The organism is Pseudohaliea sp., from assembly GCF_040217025.1.
Taxonomy (GTDB): Bacteria; Pseudomonadota; Gammaproteobacteria; order Pseudomonadales; family Halieaceae; genus Pseudohaliea.
In genome coordinates this window covers 353799-375596 of record NZ_JAVJOA010000008.1, presented here as the reverse complement: position 1 = coordinate 375596, position 21798 = coordinate 353799, and the positions used below count along the sequence as shown (strand labels likewise).

At 70.2% G+C, this 21798-nt stretch carries 19 protein-coding genes; 7 read left to right on the top strand and 12 right to left on the bottom strand.

The features are described from left to right. Window positions 1-173: 173 nt before the first annotated feature. From pspF to RKE50_RS05890, 3 genes are read left to right on the top strand one after another with little or no spacing between them, the layout of a single operon-like run. A complete protein-coding gene (gene pspF, locus RKE50_RS05900) occupies window positions 174-1205 on the top strand; it encodes a phage shock protein operon transcriptional activator (protein WP_350035121.1) in 1032 nt (343 codons plus the stop codon). A 29-nt stretch (window positions 1206-1234) separates the two neighbouring features. After that, window positions 1235-2698 carry an NAD-dependent succinate-semialdehyde dehydrogenase gene (locus RKE50_RS05895; RefSeq protein ID WP_350035120.1) on the top strand — a complete coding sequence of 488 codons (1464 nt, stop codon included), beginning with the start codon at window positions 1235-1237 and terminating at the stop codon, window positions 2696-2698. 12 nt (window positions 2699-2710) lie between these two features. Next, the gene (locus RKE50_RS05890; RefSeq protein ID WP_350035119.1) at window positions 2711-3814 is read left to right on the top strand and encodes a CNNM domain-containing protein; all 1104 of its coding nucleotides are present in this window, start codon (window positions 2711-2713) and stop codon (window positions 3812-3814) included. Here RKE50_RS05890 and glpK read toward each other — a convergent pair whose 3' ends face one another. Together glpK and RKE50_RS05880 are read right to left on the bottom strand one after the other, a co-directional pair. Beyond that, entirely contained in the window at window positions 3815-5305 is a 1491-nt protein-coding gene (gene glpK / locus RKE50_RS05885) for a glycerol kinase GlpK (RefSeq protein WP_350035117.1), read from the bottom strand. Between the two features lie 22 nt (window positions 5306-5327). Continuing rightward, a complete protein-coding gene (locus RKE50_RS05880) occupies window positions 5328-6755 on the bottom strand; it encodes an aldehyde dehydrogenase family protein (protein WP_350035116.1) in 1428 nt (475 codons plus the stop codon). A 150-nt stretch (window positions 6756-6905) separates the two neighbouring features. On the opposite strand from RKE50_RS05880, the gene RKE50_RS05875 reads away from it, so the two are divergent. Then, the gene (locus RKE50_RS05875; protein ID WP_350035115.1) at window positions 6906-8054 is read left to right on the top strand and encodes an acyl-CoA dehydrogenase family protein; all 1149 of its coding nucleotides are present in this window, start codon (window positions 6906-6908) and stop codon (window positions 8052-8054) included. A gap of 4 nt (window positions 8055-8058) precedes the next feature. Here RKE50_RS05875 and RKE50_RS05870 read toward each other — a convergent pair whose 3' ends face one another. After that, window positions 8059-9255 carry a CaiB/BaiF CoA transferase family protein gene (locus tag RKE50_RS05870; RefSeq protein ID WP_350035114.1) on the bottom strand — a complete coding sequence of 399 codons (1197 nt, stop codon included), beginning with the start codon at window positions 9253-9255 and terminating at the stop codon, window positions 8059-8061. A gap of 186 nt (window positions 9256-9441) precedes the next feature. Between RKE50_RS05870 and RKE50_RS05865 the strand changes: the two genes are divergently transcribed. Beyond that, window positions 9442-9921: a c-type cytochrome gene (locus tag RKE50_RS05865; protein WP_350035113.1), complete on the top strand. Its 480-nt coding sequence runs from the start codon at window positions 9442-9444 to the stop codon at window positions 9919-9921. Beyond that, on the top strand, window positions 9873-10940 hold the full coding sequence (locus RKE50_RS05860; RefSeq protein WP_350036484.1) for an NAD(P)H-binding protein: 1068 nt from the start codon (window positions 9873-9875) through the stop codon (window positions 10938-10940). Before RKE50_RS05865 ends, RKE50_RS05860 begins: the two co-directional genes overlap by 49 nt. Window positions 10941-10956: 16 nt before the next feature. Here the strand turns inward: RKE50_RS05860 and RKE50_RS05855 are convergent, their stop codons facing one another. The 6 genes from RKE50_RS05855 to purC form a co-directional block, all read right to left on the bottom strand. Continuing rightward, a complete protein-coding gene (locus tag RKE50_RS05855) occupies window positions 10957-11625 on the bottom strand; it encodes a cytochrome b/b6 domain-containing protein (RefSeq protein ID WP_350035112.1) in 669 nt (222 codons plus the stop codon). Then, window positions 11612-12346, bottom strand: a complete 735-nt coding sequence (locus RKE50_RS05850) for an NUDIX domain-containing protein (RefSeq protein ID WP_350035111.1) — start codon at window positions 12344-12346, stop codon at window positions 11612-11614. The genes RKE50_RS05855 and RKE50_RS05850 overlap by 14 nt, the downstream gene beginning before the upstream one ends. A gap of 2 nt (window positions 12347-12348) precedes the next feature. Beyond that, a complete protein-coding gene (locus RKE50_RS05845; protein WP_350035110.1) occupies window positions 12349-13662 on the bottom strand; it encodes an amidohydrolase in 1314 nt (437 codons plus the stop codon). Window positions 13663-13693: 31 nt separating this feature from the next. After that, on the bottom strand, window positions 13694-14092 hold the full coding sequence (locus RKE50_RS05840) for a protein tyrosine phosphatase family protein (RefSeq protein ID WP_350035109.1): 399 nt from the start codon (window positions 14090-14092) through the stop codon (window positions 13694-13696). A gap of 88 nt (window positions 14093-14180) precedes the next feature. Continuing rightward, window positions 14181-14954, bottom strand: coding sequence for a sulfite exporter TauE/SafE family protein (locus tag RKE50_RS05835; protein WP_350035108.1), 774 nt, complete (start codon window positions 14952-14954; stop codon window positions 14181-14183). 3 nt (window positions 14955-14957) lie between these two features. Next, window positions 14958-16079, bottom strand: coding sequence for a phosphoribosylaminoimidazolesuccinocarboxamide synthase (purC, locus tag RKE50_RS05830; protein WP_350035107.1), 1122 nt, complete (start codon window positions 16077-16079; stop codon window positions 14958-14960). Window positions 16080-16193: 114 nt separating this feature from the next. Between purC and RKE50_RS05825 the strand changes: the two genes are divergently transcribed. Continuing rightward, window positions 16194-18227, top strand: coding sequence for a TonB-dependent receptor family protein (locus tag RKE50_RS05825; protein ID WP_350035106.1), 2034 nt, complete (start codon window positions 16194-16196; stop codon window positions 18225-18227). Between the two features lie 48 nt (window positions 18228-18275). On the opposite strand, the gene RKE50_RS05820 is transcribed toward RKE50_RS05825, so the two are convergent. The 3 genes from RKE50_RS05820 to RKE50_RS05810 are packed head-to-tail and all read right to left on the bottom strand — an operon-like array spanning window position 18276 to window position 21798. Then, entirely contained in the window at window positions 18276-19289 is a 1014-nt protein-coding gene (locus RKE50_RS05820) for a tryptophan--tRNA ligase (protein WP_350035105.1), read from the bottom strand. A gap of 53 nt (window positions 19290-19342) precedes the next feature. Further along, complete coding sequence (locus RKE50_RS05815; RefSeq protein ID WP_350035104.1) at window positions 19343-20506, bottom strand: tRNA-queuosine alpha-mannosyltransferase domain-containing protein; 1164 nt, start codon at window positions 20504-20506, stop codon at window positions 19343-19345. Next, window positions 20503-21798 (bottom strand): M18 family aminopeptidase, encoded by a 1296-nt coding sequence (locus RKE50_RS05810; RefSeq protein WP_350035103.1) that lies wholly within the window; start codon window positions 21796-21798, stop codon window positions 20503-20505. The genes RKE50_RS05815 and RKE50_RS05810 overlap by 4 nt, the downstream gene beginning before the upstream one ends.

Here is a 21798-nt window from a genome sequence, read left to right as displayed (position 1 = left end):
GGTCGCGTCGCAGTAGCGGTTACAAGCACCGGACCAGATCCCCTTTATTTGATTTAAAACATAGAATTAAACTATTTACTTCGCGTAGATTATTAGTTATTGATCAGAAAAGATGGTGGATTTAACCTAATTTTGCGCTGGAAATCCCAGTGCATTAGGTCTAAATAACCACCATGCGCGCCCCCGACAGCATGATCGGCAACTCCGAGGCCCTGGCCGCCGCCCTGGACCACCTGTCCCGGCTGGCACCGGTGAACCGGCCCGTCATCGTCCTCGGCGAGCGCGGCACCGGCAAGGAGCTGGCCGCCGAGCGCCTGCACTTCCTGTCGGCGCGCTGGGATGCCCCCTTCATCAAGGTGAATTGCGCGGCCATGGCCGAGTCCCTGCTCGAGTCGGAGCTCTTCGGCCATGAGCCCGGGGCCTTCACCGGCGCAACCGCCATGCACCGCGGGCGCTTCGAGCGGGCCGACGGCGGCACCCTGTTCCTCGACGAGCTCGGCACCACGTCCGCGCGGCTGCAGGAGAAGCTCCTGCGCCTGGTCGAGTACGGCGAATTCGAGCGCCTGGGCGGGCAGCGCACGCTGCAGGTGGACGTGCGCGTGGTGGCCGCCACCCACGCCGACCTCCCCGCCCTCGCGGCCGCCGGCGAATTCCGCCACGACCTGCTGGACCGCCTCGGCTTCGACGTGGTGTACCTGCCGCCGCTGCGCGAGCGCCGCGAGGACATCGAGGAGCTCGCCGAGCATTTCGCCATCCAGATGAGCGCCGAACTCGGCTGGGACCTGTTCCCCGGCTTCAGCGCCGGGGCGCTGGCGCGGCTCCGCGAGCACCCCTGGCCCGGCAACGTGCGCGAACTGAAGAATGCCGTGGAGCGCTCCGTGTACCGCTGGGGAGACCCGTCCGAGCCGGTCGCCGAGGTGGTACTCGACCCTTTCGCCGAAGCCCGTCCGATAGCGCCCGACGCCGCACCGCCGGCCGAGGCGCTCTCCGTCGCGCCGCAGGCGGATGCCGGGGATGCCCCGCTGCGCGAGCGCGTGGACGCCTACGAGCGCCGATTGCTCGAGGACGCGCTGGCCCGCCACGGGCACCACCAGAAGCACACCGCCGAGGCCCTGGGGCTTTCCTACGACCAGCTGCGCGGCCTGCTGCGTCGCCACGGCTTGCGTTCCCGGCGCCGGCGGCGCGACACTGCCACTGACCGTTGACCACCAGCCACTGAACCCGGAGCCCCACCATGGACCTTTCCCTCAGCGACCCCTCCCTGCTCAAGACCGGCGCGCTCATCGACGGCACCTGGACCGAAGCGGATGACGGGTCGCGCTTGCCCGTGGCCAACCCGGCCACCGGTGAGACGGTCGCCGAGGTCGCGAAGGCCGGCGCTGCCGAGACCCGCCGCGCCATCGAGGCCGCGGAGCGCGCCATGGCCGACTGGCGCCGGCGGCCCGCGAAGGAGCGCGCGAAGCTGCTCCGGGCCTGGTACGACGTGCTCATGGCGAACCAGGAGGATCTCGCCCGTATCATGACCGCCGAGCAGGGCAAGGTACTGGCAGAGTCCCGCGGTGAAATCGCCTACGGCGCGTCCTACATCGAGTGGTTCGGCGAGCAGGCCAAGCGTATCGACGGCGACATCCTGCCCGGGCCCGCGCCGGACAAGCGTATCCTCTGCCTGCGCGAACCCGTCGGCGTGGTGGCGGCGATCACGCCCTGGAATTTCCCCAACGCGATGATCGCGCGCAAGGCGGCCCCGGCCCTCGCCGCCGGCTGCACCGTCGTCATCAAGCCCGCCAGCGAGACACCGCTGTCGGCCCTTGCCATGGCGGAACTCGCACTGCGCGCCGGTATTCCGGCGGGCGCGATCAACGTGGTCGCCGGCAGTTCCTCGGCCATCGGCGGGGAACTCACCGCTAACTCGACCGTGCGCAAGCTCACCTTCACCGGCTCGACCCCGGTCGGCAAGACCCTGGTCGAGCAGTGCGCGAGGACCCTGAAGCGCACCTCCATGGAACTCGGCGGCAACGCGCCGTTCATCGTCTTCGACGATGCCGATCTCGATGCGGCGGTGGCCGGGGCCATGGCCTCCAAGTACCGCAACAGCGGCCAGACCTGCGTCTGCACGAACCGCTTCCTCGTGCAGGCGGGCATCCACGATGCCTTCGTGGAGAAGCTGGTGGCGGCCACCGCCGACCTCGCCGTCGGCAACGGCCTCGACGACGGTGTCGCCATCGGACCGCTGGTGAACACCCGCGCCGTGGACGATGTCGACGCCCTCGTGCGCGGCAGCGTCGACGCGGGCGCCGCCGTGGCCCTCGGCGGTGCGCCGCACGACCTCGGCCCCTGCTTCTACCAGCCCACCGTGCTCACCGGCGTCACCGCGGGCATGCCGGTGTTCGACAACGAGATCTTCGGCCCGGTGTCCCCGGTGATCCGCTTCGAGGACGAGGCCGAGGCCATCCGCCTGGCCAACGACACGCCCTTCGGCCTCGCCAGCTACTTCTACACGCGGGACCTCGGCCGCGCCTGGCGCGTCGCCGAAGGCCTGCAGTACGGCATCGTCGGCGTCAACGAGGGGCTGATCTCCAACGAGATGGCACCCTTCGGCGGCGTCAAGGAGTCCGGGGCGGGCCGCGAGGGCTCCAAGTACGGCATCGACGACTACACGGAGATCAAGTACGTGCTCATGGGCGGTCTCGGCGGCTGAGGGGGCGCGGCCGTGCTGTCACTGCTGGTGGCGTTCTTCCTCGTCGCCATCATCACCTCGTTTCTCTGCTCCCTCTGGGAGGCCGTGCTGCTGTCCATCACCCCGGCCTACGCGCGCCTGCAGCTCGAGCAGGGCGGCCGGACCGGGGCGCGGCTGGAGCGCTTCAAGCGCAACATCGACCGGCCCCTGGCGGCCATTCTTACGCTGAATACCATTGCTCACACCGTCGGCGCCATCGGCGTCGGCCAGCAGGCTGCGCTGATCTGGGCGGACGCCAACCCGCTTATCACCTCGCTGGCGGTGCCGGCGACCATGACCCTCGCCGTCCTCATCCTCTCGGAGATCATTCCCAAGACCCTGGGCGCGAGCTTCTGGCAGCGGCTGGCGCCCTTCACGGCGCGTTCCCTCGCCTTTATCATCGCCGCGCTCTACCCGCTGGTCTGGGCCTGCCAGCTGGTCACCCGCAGCCTCAACCGCAGCCACTCCGCCTCGGTGCTGACACGCTCCGAGTTCCTGGCCCTGGCCGAGCTCGGTGCGCAGGAGGGCGTCTTTGCCCGCGGCGAGACCGCGATTATCCGCAACCTGCTGCGCTTCAAGGACGTCACCGCCCGCGACGTGATGACCCCGCGCATGGTAGTGCGCACGGCGGACGCCGGCACCAGCGTCGGCGCCTTCCTCGGCGCCAACCCGGGGCTGCGTTTCTCGCGTATCCCGCTGTCCCGGGAGGGCCGCAGCGAGGACATCAGCGGCTATTTCCTGCGCACGGAAGCGCTGGAGAGGCAGGCTGCGGGCCAGGCGGAGCTGGCGCTGGGCGAGCTGCAGCGGCCCATTCCCGTGGTGCAGGAAGCCTCGCCGCTGCCGGCGCTGTTCACGAGCTTCCTCGAGAAGCGCGAGCACATCGCCCTGGTCATGGACGACTACGGCGGCATGGCCGGCATCGTCACCATGGAGGACGTGATCGAGACCCTGCTCGGGCTGGAGATCGTCGACGAGTCGGACGCCGTCACTGACATGCAGGCGCTGGCCCGGCGGAACTGGGAGTCCCGGGCACGGGCCCGGGGCATCCTCGAGTGGCCCGAGGGCGCGGCGGAGCCGCGGGACCGGCCGGCCGACTGATCAGCGCAGCGTGCGCTCCAGCGCCGTTTCCCAGGAGTCGCGGCGGCGCCGCCGCGCGGGTGCCGAGAGGCGCACCCGGAACTCCTCCCCGGCCTGCCAGATGCGGCGGATATCCGACGTCCCCCGCCACAGGCCGATACCCACACCCGCGAGGTAGCTCGCACCGGCGACCGTGGTCTCGATGACCTGTGGCCGGATCAGCTTGCGCCCGAGCACATCCGCCTGGATCTGCATGAGCAGGTTGTTGGCCGATGCGCCGCCGTCCACGCGCAGGGGCCGCATGCGCCGGCCGAGGTCCTTCTCCATGGCGCCGAGAATGTCCGCGTTCTGCAGGGCGATGGCATCGAGGGTGGCGCGGGCGATGTGGCCGCGGGTGCTGCCGCGGGTGAGGCCGGTGATGAGACCGCGCGCCTCCGGCACCCAGTGCGGGGCGCCGAGGCCGGTGAGGGCGGGGACGAACTCGACACCGCCGTGGTCCTCGACTTCCGCCGCCAGGGCCTCCACGTCCGCCGAGCGGCGGATCAGCTTGAGGCCGTCGCGCAGCCACTGCACCGCGGCGCCGCAGATAAAGGCGCCGCCCTCCAGGGCGTAGACGGGCCTGCCGCCCTCCCCCAGCTGCCACGCCACCGTGGTCAGCAGGCCCGCATGGGAGTGGAGCAGTTCGTCGCCGGTGTTCATGACGATGAAGGAGCCGGTGCCGAAGGTGCACTTGGCGTCGCCGACGCCGAAGCAGGCCTGGCCGAACAGCGCCGCCTGCTGGTCCCCGGCCATGCCGGCGATGGGAATGCCGTCCGGCAGGCCGCGGACGCCGCGCGTGTGCCCGAGGGTGCCGCTCGTGGGCACGATCTCCGGCAGCAGCGCCAGCGGTACCTCGAACAGCTCTGCCAGCTCACTGTCCCAGGCCAGCCGCTTCAGGTTCATCAGGCTGGTGCGGGCCGCGTTGGACACGTCGGTCACGTGCCGCTCGCCGCCGGTGAGCTGCCAGACCAGGTAGCTGTCCACGGTCCCCGCGGCCACCCGGCCGGCGTCGAGCCTGCGCCGGATGCCCGGCGTGTTATGCAGCAGCCAGCGGAACTTGCTGGCCGAGAAATACGGGTCCAGTACCAGGCCGGCCTTGCGGCGCACGGTCTTCTCAAAGCCCCGGGACTTCAGCGTCTCGCAGAAGTCCGTGGTCCGGCGGCACTGCCAGACCACGGCGTTGTTAAGCGCTTCGCCCGTCTCCCGGTCCCAGAGCAGCGCCGTCTCGCGCTGGTTGGTGATACCGATCGCCGCGATCTCGCTGGCCTTGCACACGCCCTTGCGCAAGACGCCGCGGATGCCCTTGTCGACGGACGCACGGATGTCATCGACGCGGTGGTCCACCCAGCCGGGCTTCGGGTAGTGCTGCGGGAACTCGTTGTTCACGCTGGCACGAAGCCGCCCCGTCGAATCCATGAGGGCGACGGTCGTGCCGGTGGTGCCCTGGTCAATGGCGAGGATGTAATCAGCCATGGCTCAGTGTCCTTTCCCGTGTCTAGGTCCCGTAACCTTCGATGGCCTTGAGCTCGAGGAAGTCGGTGAAACCGTGGGCGCCCCACTCGCGGCCGTTGCCGGACTGCTTGTAGCCGCCGAAGGGCACCGCGAAACCGCCCCACTGGTCGTTGATGTGGATGTTGCCGGCGCGGATCTTCGCCGCCACCCGGCGGGCATGCTCGATGTCCTCGCTCTGGACGTACGCCGCGAGACCGTAAGGCGTATCGTTGGCAATGCGCAGCGCCTCCTCTTCGCTGTCGTAGGGGATCATGACCAGCACCGGGCCGAAGATCTCCTCGCGGGCGATGGTCATGTCGTTGCTGACCTCGGAGAACACCGTGGGGCGCACGTAGTAACCGCGCTCGAGCCCCTCGGGCTTGCCCGGGCCGCCGCACACGAGCTTTGCGCCCTCGGCGATGCCGCGCTCGATAAGGCCCTGGATTTTCTGCCACTGCACCTCGGAGACCACCGGCCCGACCTGCGTCTTCTCGTCTGCCGGGTCGCCGACCACGGTTTCCCCGGTGACCCGCAGCGCGATGGCCTCCGCCTCGGCAAGCCGGGACCGCGGTACCAGCATGCGCGAGGGGGCGTTGCAGGATTGGCCGGTATTCTCGTACATGCCCTCGACGCCGCTCGCCACCGCCTTCTCCAGGTCGGCATCCTCGAGGATGATTTTCGGCGACTTGCCGCCGAGCTCCTGGGTGACGCGCTTCACCGTGGGCGCCGCATTCTGTGCCACCAGCGTGCCGGCACGCGTCGACCCGGTGAAGGACATCATGTCGACGCCCGGGTGTTTCGACAGGAAGGTGCCGACGCCCGGGCCGTCGCCGTTGACCATGTTGTAGACCCCGGCCGGCACACCGGCCTCGTCGAGGATCTCCGTGAAGATCCAGGCCGACAGCGGCGCGACCTCGCTGGGCTTCAGGATCACCGTGCAGCCCACGGCCAGGGCCGGCGCCACCTTGCAGGCGATCTGGTTGACCGGCCAGTTCCAGGGCGTGATCAGGCCGCAGACGCCGATCGGCTCCTTGACCACGCGGTGCGGACCGATGTCTTCCTCGAACGGGTAGTCGCGCAGGATCTTCGCCGCCTCCTTGAGGTGGCCGAGCCCGGTGAAGGCCTGGCTGCCGCCGGCGAGACGCTTCGGCGCGCCCATCTCCTCGCTGATGGCGGCGGCGACATCGGCGAAGCGCCGTTCGTAGACCGCCGCGCACGCCTCGAGGAGCTCCACGCGCTCTTCGCGGCTGGTCTGCGAGTAGCTGTCGAAAGCGCGCCGGGCCGCGGCTACGGCGCGGTCCACGTCGGCCTCGCCGCCGAGCGAAATGCGGGCGCAGACCTCCTCCGTCGCCGGGTTGATCACGTCGTGCGGGCGTGGCTCGGCCGGTTCGACCCATTGGCCGTCGATGTAGAAGCGGGTGTAGTCGCGCATGGGTGTCTCCGTGCTCCTTGGCTTGCTTGACGCCGGCCAGTGTAGCACCGCCCCCGGGCCCCTTCAGCCGGTGGGGGCGGAGTTGCCACTGTGGGCGCCTTCCCCGACAATATGTGCCCCGTCAACATCCGCCCAGGCAGGAGTGTGCCCATGAACATGGACATCGGCAGCGACGAGATGACCCTCTTCCGCGACATGGCCCGGCGGGCCTTCGAGCAGGAGATCAGCCCCCATTTCGAACAGTGGGAGGAAGAGCACCTCGTACCGCGGGAACTCTGGCGCACCCTCGGTGAGGCCGGGCTGCTCTGCCCGGATGTCGACGAGGCCTATGGCGGGGCCGGCACCTCCCCGCACGTGACCCTCGCCCTCATCGAGGAGCTGTCGGCCATGGGCTTCGGCGGGATCGCCAGCGGCTACGGCATCCACTCGAACATCGTCGCCCCGTACATCATCCATCACGGCACCGAGGCACAGAAGCAGCAGTGGCTGCCGCGCATGGTCTCCGGCGACGCCGTGGGCGCCCTGGCCATGACCGAGCCGGGCGCGGGCTCCGACGTGCAGGCGATCCGCACCAGCGCGGTCCGCGACGGCGATGGGTGGATCCTGAACGGCTCCAAGATCTTCATCACCAACGGCATCCACGCCGACCTCGTGATCGTCGCCGCGATCACGGACCCGGGCAAGGGCGCCAAGGGCACCAGCCTGTTCCTGGTGGACGCGCACCTGCCCGGTTTCGAGAAGAGCAAGAAGATCGAGAAGATCGGCCAGCACAGCTCCGACACGGCCCAGCTGTTCTTCCAGGACGTGCGCCTGCCCGCAGATGCCCTGCTCGGCGAGGAAAATCGCGGTTTCGTCATCATGATGGAAGAACTGCCCCGGGAGCGCCTCGGCATCGCCGCCCAGGCGGTGGCTGCCGCCGAGGGTGCGCTCGCCCTGACCGTGGACTACGTGCAGGAGCGCAAGGCCTTCGGCCAGGCCATCGGCGCCTTCCAGAACACCCGCTTCAAGCTCGCCGACGTGAAAACCGAGATCGGCCTCAACCGGGCGCTCTACGAGCAGTGCGCCGACGAGTACGCCCGCGGCGAACTCACCGCCGACAAGGCGGCGATGCTCAAGCTCGCCTCCTGCGAGATGCAGTGCAGCACCGTCGATGAATGCCTGCAGCTCTTCGGCGGCTATGGCTACACCAGCGAGTACCCGATCTCGCGCTTTTATACCGACGCGCGGATCCAGCGCATCTACGGCGGCTCCTCGGAGATCATGCGCGAACTGGTCGCGCGCACCCTGCTCGGCAGGTAGCGCCTCAGGCGATCACGCCGTCGGCGCGCAGCGCCGCCAGTTCCTCGCCGGAGAGGCCCAGCAGCCCGCCGAGGATTTCCTCGTTGTGGCTGCCGACCGCGCCGCCGGGCCAGTCCGTGCGGCCCGGCGTCGTCTCCAGCCGCGGCAGGATCGCCGGAATCTTCAGCGGCTCCCCGTCCACCTCCACGGTCTCGAACAGGCCCCGGGCCTGGAAGTGCGGGTCCGCGACCATGTCGGCGACACTGTAGATTGGCCCCACCGGTACGCGCGCCGCCTCGAGCTGCTCGATCACCGCGGCCGCCGGGAGCCCTGCACACCACGCCGCCAGCGCCGCGTCGATGGCCGCCTCCTGGCGCACGCGCCCGGCGTTATCCGCGAGCGCCGGGTCCTCGGCCATGTCCGGCCGTCCCGCGACGACCATCAGGCGCTTGAAAATCGAGTCGCCGTTGCCGCCGATGATCACGTAGCGGCCGTCGGCGCAGCGGTAGGTGTTGGTGGGCACGATACCCGTGAGCGTCGTCCCGGCGGGCTCGCGCACCAGGCCGGCGCCGTCGAACTCGGGCACGACCGCCTCGAGCAGGTTGAAGACGGACTCGTACAGGGCCACGTCGATGGTCTGGCCCTCGCCGCTGCGCTGGCGCTGGATGATCGCCAGGGCAATACCCAGGGCGGCATGGATCGCCGACAGCGTGTCGCCGAGAGAGATGTTCGGCCGCACCGGCGCCTTGCCGGGCTCGCCGTTCAGGTAGCGGAAACCGCCGAAGCCCTCGGTCACGGAGGCGTAGCCGGGCTTGTTGGCGTAGGGACCGGTCTGCCCGTAGCCGGAAATGCGCGCGTAGATGAGCTTCGGGTTGCGCGCCTTGACCACCTCCGGGCCAAGGCCCCACTGCTCCATCGCGCCGGGCCGGAAGTTCTCCACCAGCACGTCGGCGCCGTCGAGGAGTGACAGCGCCAGGGCCCGGCCGCGCTCGCTCTTGAGGTCGAGGGTCACCGACTTCTTGTTGCGGCCGAGACTCCGGTACCACAGCGACGTGCCGCCTTTCACCTCGCGCCAGCCGCGGATCGGGTCGCCCCCGGGGGGCTCGACCTTGATCACCTCGGCGCCGAAATAGGCCAGGATCGTTCCCGTGAACGGCCCCGCCAGCAATTGCCCCAGCTCGACGACGCGCAGGCCCTCCAGCGGCCGCGTTCCCTCCCTCATGGTCTCCCCTTCCCCCCGTTGATCCGCGGCGCAGTTTACCCGCCACCCGGGAGGCTGGCGAGAGTCCCGTCCGCAGCGTCATCCCCCGGGTGCTGCTGGCACGCACCGGGGCATCTGCTAGCATAGAGCGGAGCGCGGGCGCAGTGCCCGCGCCATATCCCAAAAGGCCAGAGGAGAAATCCACCCATGCCGATGCCCCTGAAACGCACCCTCGCCGCGGCCGCCGTGGCGGCCTCCATCGCCGCCGCGCCGCTGGTCAGCGCGCGCCTCGATTCGGACGAGCCGCTGCAGTCCTACCGGCAGTCCTACTTCGCCATCGTGGCGATGAACTTCGGCCCGATCGCCGACATGGTCAAAGGTGACATCCCCTGGGATCTCGAAATGCTCCAGGGCTGGGCGGATGACCTCGAGACGGTCACCGAGCTCGACCTCCTGCGCGGCTTCGCCCCCGGCTCCGAGAAGGGCATGACCCGGGCCAAGCCGGCCATCTGGGAGAACATGGACGATTTCGAGGCCAAGCTTGCGGACCTCAGGGAAGCCGCCGAGGCGCTCGACGAGGCGGCGGAAGGCGGCGACCGGGCGGCCATCGCCGAGGCCGTGAAGGCCACGGGCGGCGCCTGCAAGGCCTGCCACGACGAGTACAAGGCCAAGGACTACCTGTACTGATCCCCGGCGCCGAGGCAGCCCCCCGCCGCGGCGCCGCGGTCTTCGTCGCCGGCGCCAGCGGCTACATCGGGCGCGCGCTGGTCCGCGAGCTGTGCGCGCGCGGGCACCGCGTGGTCTGCCTGGTGCGGCCGCGGAGCGGTGTCGGCGGCCGGGAAAGCCCGGCGGACCTCGCCCGCGACCTTCCCGGCGCGGAGCTGCGCGTGGGCGACGTCTCCGACCCGCGCAGGCTGCGTGAGGACGGTTTCGCCGGTGAGACCTTCGACGCGGTCTTCTCCTGCCTCGCCACCCGCGGCGGCGGTATCCGCGATGCCTGGAACGTGGAGTTCGAGGCCAACCGGGTGCTGCTGGATGCGGCCCTGGCGGCCGGGGTACCCCGCTTCGTGCTGCTCTCAGCGATCTGCGTGCAGCGGCCGAAACTCGCCTTCCAGCAGGCCAAGCTGGCCTTCGAGGAGTCCCTCGCTGGCAGCGGCCTCGCGTATTCCATCGTCCGCCCCACGGCGTTCTTCAAGTCCCTTGCCGGGCAGGTGCCCCGGGTCCTCGCCGGCAAGCCCTACCTGCTCTTCGGCGACGGCGAACTCACCGCCTGCAAGCCCATCAGCGAGCGCGACCTCGCCCGCTACCTCGCCGACTGCCTCGACGACCCGGCAAGGGAAAACGCCGTCCTGCCCATCGGCGGCCCGGGCCCGGCGCTGACGCCGCGGGCCATGGGTGAACTCCTGTTCCGCCTGAGTGGCCGGCCGGCGCATTTTCGCAGCGTCCCGCCGGGCCTGTTCACCGCCGTCGGCGGCGCCCTCGGTACCCTGGGGCGGGTGTTCCCGCCGCTCCTCGACAAGGCGGAGTTCGCCCGCATCGGCCACTACTACGCCACCGAGTCCATGCTGCTCTGGGATGAAGAGCGCGGCGCCTACGATGCCGACGCGACACCGTCCTTCGGCGAGGACACGCTGGAGGGGTTCTACGGGCAGGTGCTGACGCAGGGCCTCGCCGGCCAGGACCTCGGCGACCACGCCCTGTTCTGAGCCCGGCCCCGCCGGGTCACCACCAGGAAGAGACGGGCTCCGGTGCCGCGGCGAGGATGGCCAGCAGCGCCAGCGCAACCAGGTCGAGCAGGAACAGCCAGCGCGCCACGGGCACCGCGGGGCCCGTGCCCTCGCGCCCGGCCGCCGAACCGCGGAACATGGGCACGAGCAGCTGCTGCTTCCTGCCCCACTGGTAGAAAGCGACGGTGGCGATGTGCAGACCGACGAAGGCCAGGAGCACGTTGAAAGCGGTTTCGTGAAAGGCGCCGAGCTTGTCGGCGACTGCCCCGTCCACTGCCGCGTAGAGCGGCCCGTCGAAGAGGATGCCGTCGCTGTTGTAGAGGCCGCTCACGGCCTGCGCCAGCAGCAGGGCCCAGAGCGCCATCGCGGACCAGCCGCCGAGGGGGTTGTGCCCCAGTGTCTCCCGGTGGCCCTCGCGCAGGTAGGCGAGGATCGCCCGGGGGCCGCGCAGGAAGTCAGCGAACCGCGCCTGGGGACTGCCGCAGACGCCCCAGGCGAGGCGCGCGAGCACCAGGCTGAGCACCGTGTAGCCGATCCAGGCGTGAAGCTCCAGCATGCCCTCCTCCGCGGTCCACCAGGCGGCGGGCAGGCACAGGGTGATGACCCAGTGCGTGATCCGCACCGGGAGATCCCACAGCGGGTGGCGGACTTCAGGGCCGCTCATCGCGCCCGCGCTCCGAGGGAACCAGGGGCTGGCAGCCCGTGGGCAGGTCCCGGCACTGGAAAACCCACTGCCGCCCCTCGAGGACGCAGCGGTGCCGCGGCCCGGCAAGCCCCGGATCGCCGCCATCGTACGCCGCATCGCCGGGGTAGATGGTGACCAGTTGCTCACCTTCGCGGCCGAGCACCGGCTCCACCCGGGGGACCGGCGAGCGTGCCTCGACGGCGAGCATGGTCGCGAGGTCCGGGTAGGCGACGAGGTTGAGCAGGGTCACGTAGGTCGGCGGCATCAGGTTGAGTTCCCCGGCCGCGTGTTCCGCCAGCGCCTCCGCCAGCCCCAGCCAGCGCGCGGCGTGGATCTCGCCGTTGTCGATAGTGACTTCCGCATCGGCCGCCAGCGGCGCAGCGAAGAACCAGGTGGCGAAGCGGCGCTTTTCCACCGCGGGGGTGGTCCAGTGGCTCAGCGGCACCATGGCGTCCGGGTCGGCGACCACGCCGGCCTCTTCTGCCGCCTCGCGGGCGGCGGCCAGGCGCGCGGCACGGTCCAGATCACCCCCGGCCGCTGCCCGGTCCGCATCGTCGATGGCGCCGCCGGGAAAGACCCAGAAACCGCCGGCGAAGATCAGCGCCTTGTTGCGTTTCAACAGCAGCGTTTCGAGCCGCCCGCCGTGCTCGCGCAGGAGCACGACGGTACTCGCGGGCCGCACCGGTACCGCGTCGGTCACGCTCAGCGACCGAGCAGTTCCAGGAGCCCGGTGACCGTCGCCTCGACGCCCAGGGTGATCGAGGGCTCCGGGGCCACTTTGAACAGCGGCGAGTGGTGCGACGGCACCGGCGGGCCACCCGCGCTGGCGGCATCGAAGGCCGCCTGCGGGGTACCGCCGACCGCGAAATAGGTGCTCGGGATGTACGGGTCGGTCACGAAGAAGGGAAAGTCCTCCGCACCCATGCCCTCGCGCTTCGCCGTGTTGAACACGTCTTCGCCGAAACGCTCGCCCCAGCGGGCGGTGAGGCGCGCGGTGAGCTCCGGGTCGTTCAGCGTCGGCGGCGTGCTCTCGTCGGAGACGATTACCTCGGGCAGGAGGTCTTCCGGCAGGCCCGCGGCGCGGCCCGTGTTCTCGGCGACGCGGCGGATGCCGTCGAGGAGCAGCTTGCGCGCGGCGGTGCTTTCACTGCGCACCGTCAGCTTGAGGTGGGCGCGGTCGGAAATGATGTTGTGCTTCGTGCCGGCGTGGAAGGCACCGACCGTAATCACCCCCGGCTCCCGCGGCGCCAGGTTGCGGCTGACCACGGTCTGCAGGCCGAGGACGATCTGCGAACCGACCAGTACCGGGTCGATGCCTGCATGCGGGCTGGCGCCGTGGGCGCCGATCCCGTGCACGATGATGTCCACCGTGTCCGAGCCGGAGTACGGCGCGAGGGGCGCCGAGAGCCTGCCGGTGGGGATACTGGAGGCCACGTGAAAGGCCAGGGCCTGGTCGGGCTTGCCGAAACGCGCCCAGAGGTCGTCCTCCATCATGACCCGAGCACCGGCGATCACCTCTTCGGCCGGCTGGCCGATGAGCATGAGCGTGCCGGACCACTCGTCTCGGCGCGCCGCCATCTGCCGCGCCGTACCCACGAGCGCCGTAATGTGCACGTCGTGCCCACAGGCGTGCATCACCGGCACCTCGTTGCCGTTGCGGTCCACCTGCGTCGCCTCGGAGGCGTAAGGCAGCCCCGTTTTCTCAGGAACCGGCAGCCCGTCCATGTCCGCCCGCATCATCACCGTGGGGCCGTCGCCGTTCTCCAGGATGGCGACGATACCGGTGCGCCCGACGCCCTCGGTCACCTCGAAACCGGCGTCGCGCAGTTCGGCGGCGAGGCGCGCGGCGGTTTCCGTTTCCATGAAGGAGAGCTCGGGATTGCGATGAAAGTGCTCGAAGAGCGGGGCGAGGTGCGTGTCGTAGTCCCGCTGCACGGCATCGGCAAGCTCATCCGCCAGCACCGGCGCCACGGCCAGGCTCAGGGGCAGGCAAAGGGTACGGAGGATCGTGCGCATGAAAACTCCCGGAAGTTGCGTGGGTGCCCGCTCAGCGCTGGGACATGGAGACGTCGAAGCCGAGACCGCGGGCGCGCTCCCGCGCCGACTCCTGCTCCCCGGCTTCTCGGCTGCTGATCCACAGGTTCGTGGAGCGCGTGCCGCTGCGGCAGAAGGCGAAGACCGGCCGCTCGCCGTCGTCGAAGAGCTGTGCCATGGCACCGGGGTCATCCCCGGGGTAATTGAAGGCATTCAGCGGGTAGTAGTGGTACTCGAGGCCCGCGGCCTCCGCCGCGGCGGCGAACTCTGCGGAGCTCGGTTGGTCCAGGGCCTCACCGTCCGGGCGGTTGTTGATGATGACCCGGTAACCGGCCTCGGCCAGGGCCGGCAGGTCCGCCGGGCTGATCTGCCCGGAAACGCCTACCGTGTCGGTGAGCTTGACGATCTGCATGGGCACTCCTTGCTGGCGAGGGCCGCGCCCGCGGCGCCGCCCTGTCGTCTTGCGGGGGCCGCAGTATAGCCCGCGACGGGACGCGACTCTAGGGAACGAGCGTCGCGCCGACGCCGAGCCCGCGGGCCCCGTCAACGCACAGCTTGATACCGACCACCACGAGGAACACGGAGATGATCCGGTAATACACCGCGGGGCGGGACAGGCGCACCAGCCAGTGGCCGATACGCACACCCACCGGCGCCAGCGGCACCAGCACCAGCGAGTACAGCAGGTTTTCCGCGGAGAACTGGCCGAGCAGGTAATAGGGCAGGAGCTTCAGGGCATTGACCACGGCGAAGAACAGGCCCGCCGTGCCCGCGAAAACCAGCGGCGGCAGGCCCTTCGGCAGCAGGTACATAGTCAGCGGCGGACCGCCGGCGTGGATCGAGAAACTGGTGAAGCCGGCGAGGCCGCCGAAGAAGCCCGCGGTACCGGGGTGGTGGTCGCGGCCGGTCATGGCCTGCAGGCCGAGCAGGGTCAGCACACCGAAGCTGCCGGCGACGAACCCGACCAGCAGGCGCAGCCAGTGCTCGTTCATCACGTCCAGGGTGAGGTAGCCGAGCACGATGCCCACCACGGCCCCCGGCAGGAGCAGGCGCAGGGCCCGCCCGTCGAAATGCCCCCAGTAGGTGCGCACGACTACCGCGTCCATGACGCAGAGAATCGGCAGCAGGATCGCCGCGGCCTGCGCCGGCGGCATGACCAGCGCCATCAGGGGCACGGCAAGAATGGCGACGGCGCCGCCGAAGCCGCCCTTGGCGATACCGTACAGCAGCACGCCGGGTACGCACACCGCGTAAAAGGCCGGGTCGCCGAGCACCGCTCAGTCCACCAGCCCGAGCTCGTCGGCAAGCACCCCCGTGAGTTCCTCCCGCGGCCGCTCGGGCACCCGCAGAGGCTGGCCGGTGAGCCGCTCGGCGAGGTCGCGATAGCTGGCCGACACCTGCTCGAAGAGCGCCCGGGGCAGGACCCAGTCGCCGGCCAGCGCCCGCCGGGCGTCCATGCGGTCCTTGTCCAGCAGCACCTGCGGATCCGGCGCACCGGCCAGCAGCGCCTGGCGGAAGGCCTCCTTGGAGAACTCCACCACCTTGCCGGCGCGGTGGGCGGCGCCATCCCAGATCCGCGAGGAATCGGGGGTGCCGACCTCGTCGAGGTAGATGAGCTGCTCGCCACCGTCCGGGGTGTCGCTGCCACCGGGGCACCGGACATAGCCGAACTCGAACTTCGTATCGACGAAGACCAGGTCCAGCGCCGCCAGCTCTCGCTCGATAAGGCGGAATCCGGCCGCGAGCAGCGTGCTGTAGTGATCGACATCGGCGGGTCGGGCGAAGCCGAAGCTGGCGCTGTGGGCGAGCAGCTGTTCGCGGCTGACGTTGACGTCGTCCGCCTCCGGCACGCCGGGGATACCGCGCAGCACCCCCTTGGTGGAGGGCGTCATCAGCAGCTCCGGCAGGCGGCTGTGCTCGCCGAGGCCCTCCGGCAGGTCGATGCCGCAGAAACGCCGCTCCCCCCGCGCGTAGGCACGCCAGAGCGAGCCGGTGATGTACTGCCGGGCGATGGCCTCGATCGCCAGCGGCCTGGCCCGCTGCACGACCCAGAGCAGCGGGTGCGGCGCCTCCAGCAGGTGCGCGGGCGCGAGCCCCTCCGCGGCGAAGCGACGGAACCAGTGTGCGGCGATCGCGTTGAGCGCCGCGCCCTTGCCGGGCACGCCGTCCCAGCCTCCCTCGGCCCGCCAGAGGCAGTCGAAGGCGGAGAGGCGGTCCGAGATCACCATGATGCCCAGCGCCGCACCCGGAAGCACCGGGTAGCCGCGGCGCTCCGCGAGGCGCCGCGAATCGGCCTCGGTCAGCCAGTAGACCGCCCGCACCTTGCCGCTGTGCACCGGGGCACCGGTGCGAATGGGAAGGTCGTCGTTGACCGCAAGTACCTGCGCTGCGCTGTCCATGGTGCGCCTCCGGCGGAAGGAGGCGCATGATAGCAGACGCGACCTGCGCGCCGCTTTCGTGGCATCGGCCCCGCTTTGTTATAGTGCCGGGCCTTTGCCGCTGAAGAATTCGCCATGCCCCGCCGCCGCGCCGCCACGCTCCTCCTGCCTGCCCTGGCCGCCCTGTCGGCACCGCTCTCCGCGGCGATCGAGGAGGTGGTCGTCGTGTCTCCGCGCCTCGACAGCACGGTGGAGCGCTCGCCCTTCGCCATTACCGCGGTCACCCTCGAGGATATCCAGCTCGGGCGTCAGCAGATCGGTATCGACGAGGCCCTGACCCGGGTGCCCGGGGTGTTCTTCCAGAACCGGTACAACCTCAACCAGGATCTGCGCATTGCCATCCGGGGCTTCGGCGCCCGGGCACAGTTCGGCCAGAGCGGCATCCGCATCGCGGTCGACGATATACCCCTGACCACGCCGGACGGGACGAGCCAGGTCGACGATCTCGACATGGGCTCCATGGGACGGGTCGAGGTGCTGCGCGGACCCTCCGCAGCCCTCTTCGGCACGGCCGCCGGCGGCGCCATCAATATCTACAGCGAGAAGCCCGCGGCCCGGCCAACCCTGGAGACCCGGGCCACGGTAGGGGAATACGGCCAGCGGCAACTGCAGCTGAAGGCCAGCGGCAGCAGCGGCAGGCTCAGCTATCTTGCCAGCGTGCGACGGCAGGACCTCGACGGCTTCCGTGATCACGCGCGGGCCGAGACCACCACCCTGAACTCCACGGTCCGCTACGAGCTGGATCCGACCCTGGAGCTGACCGCGGTCTTCGCCGCCCTCGACAAGACCGCGCAGGACCCGGGCGCCCTCACGCCGGCAGAACTTGCCGAAGGGCCCCGCGACCGCGCGCGGCAGAACAGCATCGACTGCAACGTGCGCGAGACCGCGGACCAGTACCGCACCGGCGTGGTCCTGCGCAAGGCGCTGGGCGAGGGACAGTCGCTCCGCCTGCGCGGCTACCTGCTCGATCGCGAGTTCGACGCCCGGCTGCCCTGCCCTTTCGTGGACCACACCACCTTCGATCGGCGCTACCTCGGCGGCGGCGCCGAGTACCAGCTGGCCGGCTCCCTGTTCGGGCTCGACAACCGCTTCATCGCCGGCTTCGAGCTGACGGCCCAGGAGGATGACCGCGAGCGCTTCGACGCCGACAGCGAGGGCAACCGGGGGGCGCTGACCCAGCGGCAGCGGGAGTCAGTGGACAGTAGGGCTTTCTACCTGCAGGACGAGCTGGCGCTGGGCGATGCGCTGGCGCTGCGGTTGAGCGGACGCTACGAGTCGCTGGACTTCAAGCTGCGCGACGACTTCCTGGTAGACGGCGACGATTCCGGGTCCATCACCTTCGACGAGTTCACGCCGATGGCGGGACTGCTCTGGTCGCCGCTGTCCTGGGCGAACCTCTATGCCAACGTGTCGACGTCCTTCGAGACACCCAGCCTGAACCAGCTCGAGAACCCGGCGGGCCCGGGCTTCCTGGAAGCCCTGGAGGCGCAGACCTCGACCAATTACGAGGTCGGGGTGAAGGGACTTTACGGCGACCGGCTGCGCTACGAGGCTGCCGTTTTCCGTATCGACCTCGAGGACGAGCTGGTGCCCTTCGAGGCGAACGGCGATGTGTTCTATCGCAATGCCGGTTCCTCGACCCGGGACGGGCTGGAGGTCGCCGCGGAAGCGCGCCTTGCCGAGGGGCTGCGCCTGACCGTCGCCTGGAGCTACAACGATTTCCGCTATGACCGCTACAGCGCGGGGGGCGAGACCTTCGACGGCAACACGCTGCCGGGGGTGCCGGAATCGCAGCTCTTCGCCGAGCTGGCCTGGACCCACAGCGCGGGCTGGTACGCGACCTGGGACCTGCTGCGGGTGGGTGAACTCTACGCGAACGATGCCAACAGCCCGGCGGCGCGGGTGGATGGCTACACCGTCAGCAACCTCCGCTTCGGCCGCCAATACCGGTTGGGGGCGCTGGCCGTCAGCCCCTACCTCGGCATCAACAACCTCTTCGACGAGAGCTACTTCGCCAACATCCGCGTCAACCAGAACTTCAACCGGTTCTTCGAGCCGGCACCCGGGCGCAACGTCTACGGCGGGGTGGGCGTCAGCTACTGGTTCTAGACCGCGCGTCCAGCCGGCACTGCCACCCGGCGCGAGCAGTCGGCGCTGCTAGTCGGCGTCCATCGGCGCAATCCCCACCGCCTCGCGCACGCGCCGCATGAGGGGCACCGCCTCGGCCCGGGCGCGCTCGGCGCCCGCCTTCAGCACGGCCTCGATGTGCCCCGGGTCCGCCATGAGCGCCTCGTAGCGTTCGCGGGCCGGCGCCAGCTCGTCGTTGATCAGCTCGAACAGCTGCTTCTTCGCCTCGCCCCAGGCGATGCCGGCGGCGAACTCGGCGCGCATGCGCTCCACCTCGGCCGGCGGCGCGAACGCCGACCAGACCTGGAACACCGTGGAGCTGTCCGGATCCTTCGGCTCCCCCGGTTCGAGGAGATTGGTCTTGATCTTGTTGATGGCCTTGCGCAGCTTCTTCTCCCCCTCGAAGAGCGGGATCGTGTTGCCGTAGCTCTTGCTCATCTTGCGGCCGTCCAGGCCCTGGAGCACGGCGACGCTGTCGTCCACCACGGCGTCCGGGAGCGTGAACAGCTCGGCGAACTTGTGATTGAAGCGCTGGGCGATGTCCCGCGCCATCTCCAGGTGCTGGAGCTGGTCCCGCCCCACGGGCACATGGGTGGCGTTGAACATGAGAATATCGGCGGCCATGAGCACCGGGTAGTTGAACAGGCCCATGGTCACCCCGTAGTCCGGGTCCTCCCCCGCCTCCTCGTTGGCCTGCACCGCCGCCTTGTAGGCGTGGGCGCGGTTCATCAGGCCCTTGGCCGCACTGCAGCCGAGGATCCAGGTGAGCTCGGGGATCTCGGGCACGTCGGACTGGCGGTAGAACACGGCGCTGTCGGTGTCGAGGCCGAGGGCCAGCCAGGTCGCGGCGATCTCCCGGGACGAGCGCCGTACCTGCGCCGGGTCGGCGCACTTGATCAGGGCGTGATAGTCCGCGAGGAAGAAGAAATACTCCGCGCCGCCGGCGTTGACCGCCTCGATCGCCGGCCGGATGGCGCCGACGTAATTGCCGAGGTGCGGCGTCCCGGTGGTGGTGATGCCGGTGAGATACCGCTGCTTGCCCATGCCCCTGGCCCCTTCGGAAAAGGCGCCAATGATACCGGTTTTGCCGGTCAATGCTATGCGCGGTCAGGGGGCCGGGGCGTGGCGGGCGCGGGCTCGAAGGCCAGGGCGCGGAGGTAACGCGGCGCCAGCGCCGGGCCCTGCCAGGGCGCCACGGGGGGCGCCGGCACCGCGCCGGCGGCCAGCGCCTCGGACAGGGTTTCGATGCGTGCCGCGGCGGCCCGGCTGTCGGCTTCCGTCTCCCCCTGCACCGGGTAGCGGAAGCGCGCCGGGTAAAGCTCCCGGTAGGCCAGCGCATCGGGCACGCAGGGCACGCAGCCGCGGGCCACCGCCTCGAGCACCGCGATACCCTGGAACTCGTGCAGCGCCGTCGACAGCACGATGTCCGCGGCCGAGAGCAGGGCCAGGTAGTCCGATCGCTGCGACAGGTAGCCGCAGTGCACGAGGCGCTCGCCGAGGATCGCCGGCAGCGCCGCGAAGGCCCCCGGTTCGCGGCGGAAGCGGCGGCCGACGAGAGCGAGCTCGATCGGACGCTCGCCGGCGGCGAGGTGCCCGGCAAGCCGCGCGAGCCGTTCGGGTCCCTTGTCGTACTCGAAGCGGCCGAGCCAGGCCAGTCGCAGCGGACGCCCGCCGGCGCCCCGGTAAGGACCGTCACCGCTGAACGGGTGTGCACCCGCCCCCGGGACATCCACGTCGGCGGCGAGGGGAACGGGAAGGACCTCGCTCCGCACCGCCAGGGTGTCGACGATGCCCGGCGGCACCCGGTCCGGGAGGCGCCCGAGGAGATCGGCCGCGCCCGCCAGGAAGCTGTCACGGTTCCAGGCGGAGTTGAAGGCGAGCCGGTCAGCCGCCAGCGCGCTGTACAGGCTGGTCACCTGGGCCTCTAGCCGGCCCTGCTGCCGAGCGCCGGGCGGGTAGGCGAACTGGTTTTCGTGGAAGTAGAGCAGCGTCGGCAGCGATGCCAGCGCCGGCACCAGCCCGCGCAGCGTCGCCAGGTCGACGACGGACGTGGCCAGGAGAGCGTCGTAGCCGGCCTCCAGGGTCGCCCGCTCGGCGCCGGCCCAGTACAGCGCGTTACCGCGCAGGCGCCAGCTGAAATGGCGCGGCGGCAGCGTCAACGCTGTGAACCGGTGCTCCGGAAGCAGCACCGCGAGGCGGCGGCGCCAGTACTCGTGGCTGTCCGCCGCATAGGCGGACAGCAGCAGGACGCGCCGCGTCAACGCGGGAAAAGCGGTTCCGGGGCCTCGTAGAACGCGCGCAGGACGCGGCACAGCGCCAGCGCGTCCTCGCTGCCCGCGGTCTCTCGGATCGAGTGCATGGCAAAGGTGGGGACACCGACGTCGAGGGTGCGTACCCCGACCTCGGCCGCGGTGAGCGGGCCGATGGTGCTGCCGCAGGCCATGTCCGTGCGGGTCACGAAGCTCTGCACCGGCACGCCGACCTGGCCCGCCAGCTGGCGGAAGAGCGCCGAGGTCTCGCTGTTGCTCGCGTAGCGCTGGTTCACGTTCAGCTTGATCACCGGCCCGCCGCCGATCCGCGGGCCGTGGTTGCCGTCGTGCCGGTCCGCGAAGTTCGGGTGCACGGCGTGCGCATTGTCCGCCGAGATCAGCATCGAGCGGTCGACGAGGCAGGCACAGGCTTCCGCATCACCGGCGATGCGCGCAAGCACGGAGCGCAGGAACGGGCCCTGGGCGCCGGCGGCGGAAACGCTGCCGACTTCCTCGTGGTCGTTGCAGACGAGCAGCGCCGGCTGGCGGCCGTCGCTCTTTAGCAGCGCGCGCAGTCCCGTGTAGCAGGAGAGCAGGTTGTCCAGGCGCGCACTGGTGATGAACTCGCCCTGCAGCCCGACCTGCGCCGGCGGCTGCGTATCGTAGAGGTTGAGCTCGTAGTCGAGCACCTCCACCGGGTCGAGGCCGAGACCGCGCAGGTGCTCCGCGAGCAGGGTGCGCAGCGCGGGCTCCTCACCGTCACCGGGAAGGCACAGGAGCGGCAGGATGTCGGTCTGCGGGTTGACGCTGCGATTGCTGTTCGCCTCCCGGTCGAGGTGGATCGCCAGGCTCGGAATGACCGCCACCGGCTCGCGCAGATCCACCAGGGCCGTCGCCAGGGCGCCGTCGCGGCGGCTGTAGCTCACCCGCCCGGCGAGGGACAGGTCCCGGTCGAACCAGGGATTCAGCAGCGCACCGCCGTAGACCTCGACGCCGAGCTGGTAGCAGCCGTGCCGGGTCAGGTCCGGGTTGGGCTTCACCATCAGGCAGGGGCTGTCGGTGTGGGCCCCGACCATGCGCAGGCCCGCGGTGCGCTCATCGCCGAGGCGGAAGGCGACCAGGCTCGAGCCGTTACGGGTGACGTAGTAGCGCCCCCCGGGCTCCAGGGACCAGCTGCGATCCTCCGGCAGGGCGCTGTAACCCGCTTCCTCTAGCGCCCCGGCGAGCGCGGCCACGGCATGAAACGGCGTGGTGGCGAGGCGGAGAAACGCGAGCAGACCCTCGTTGAAGGCGGCGCTGGCCAT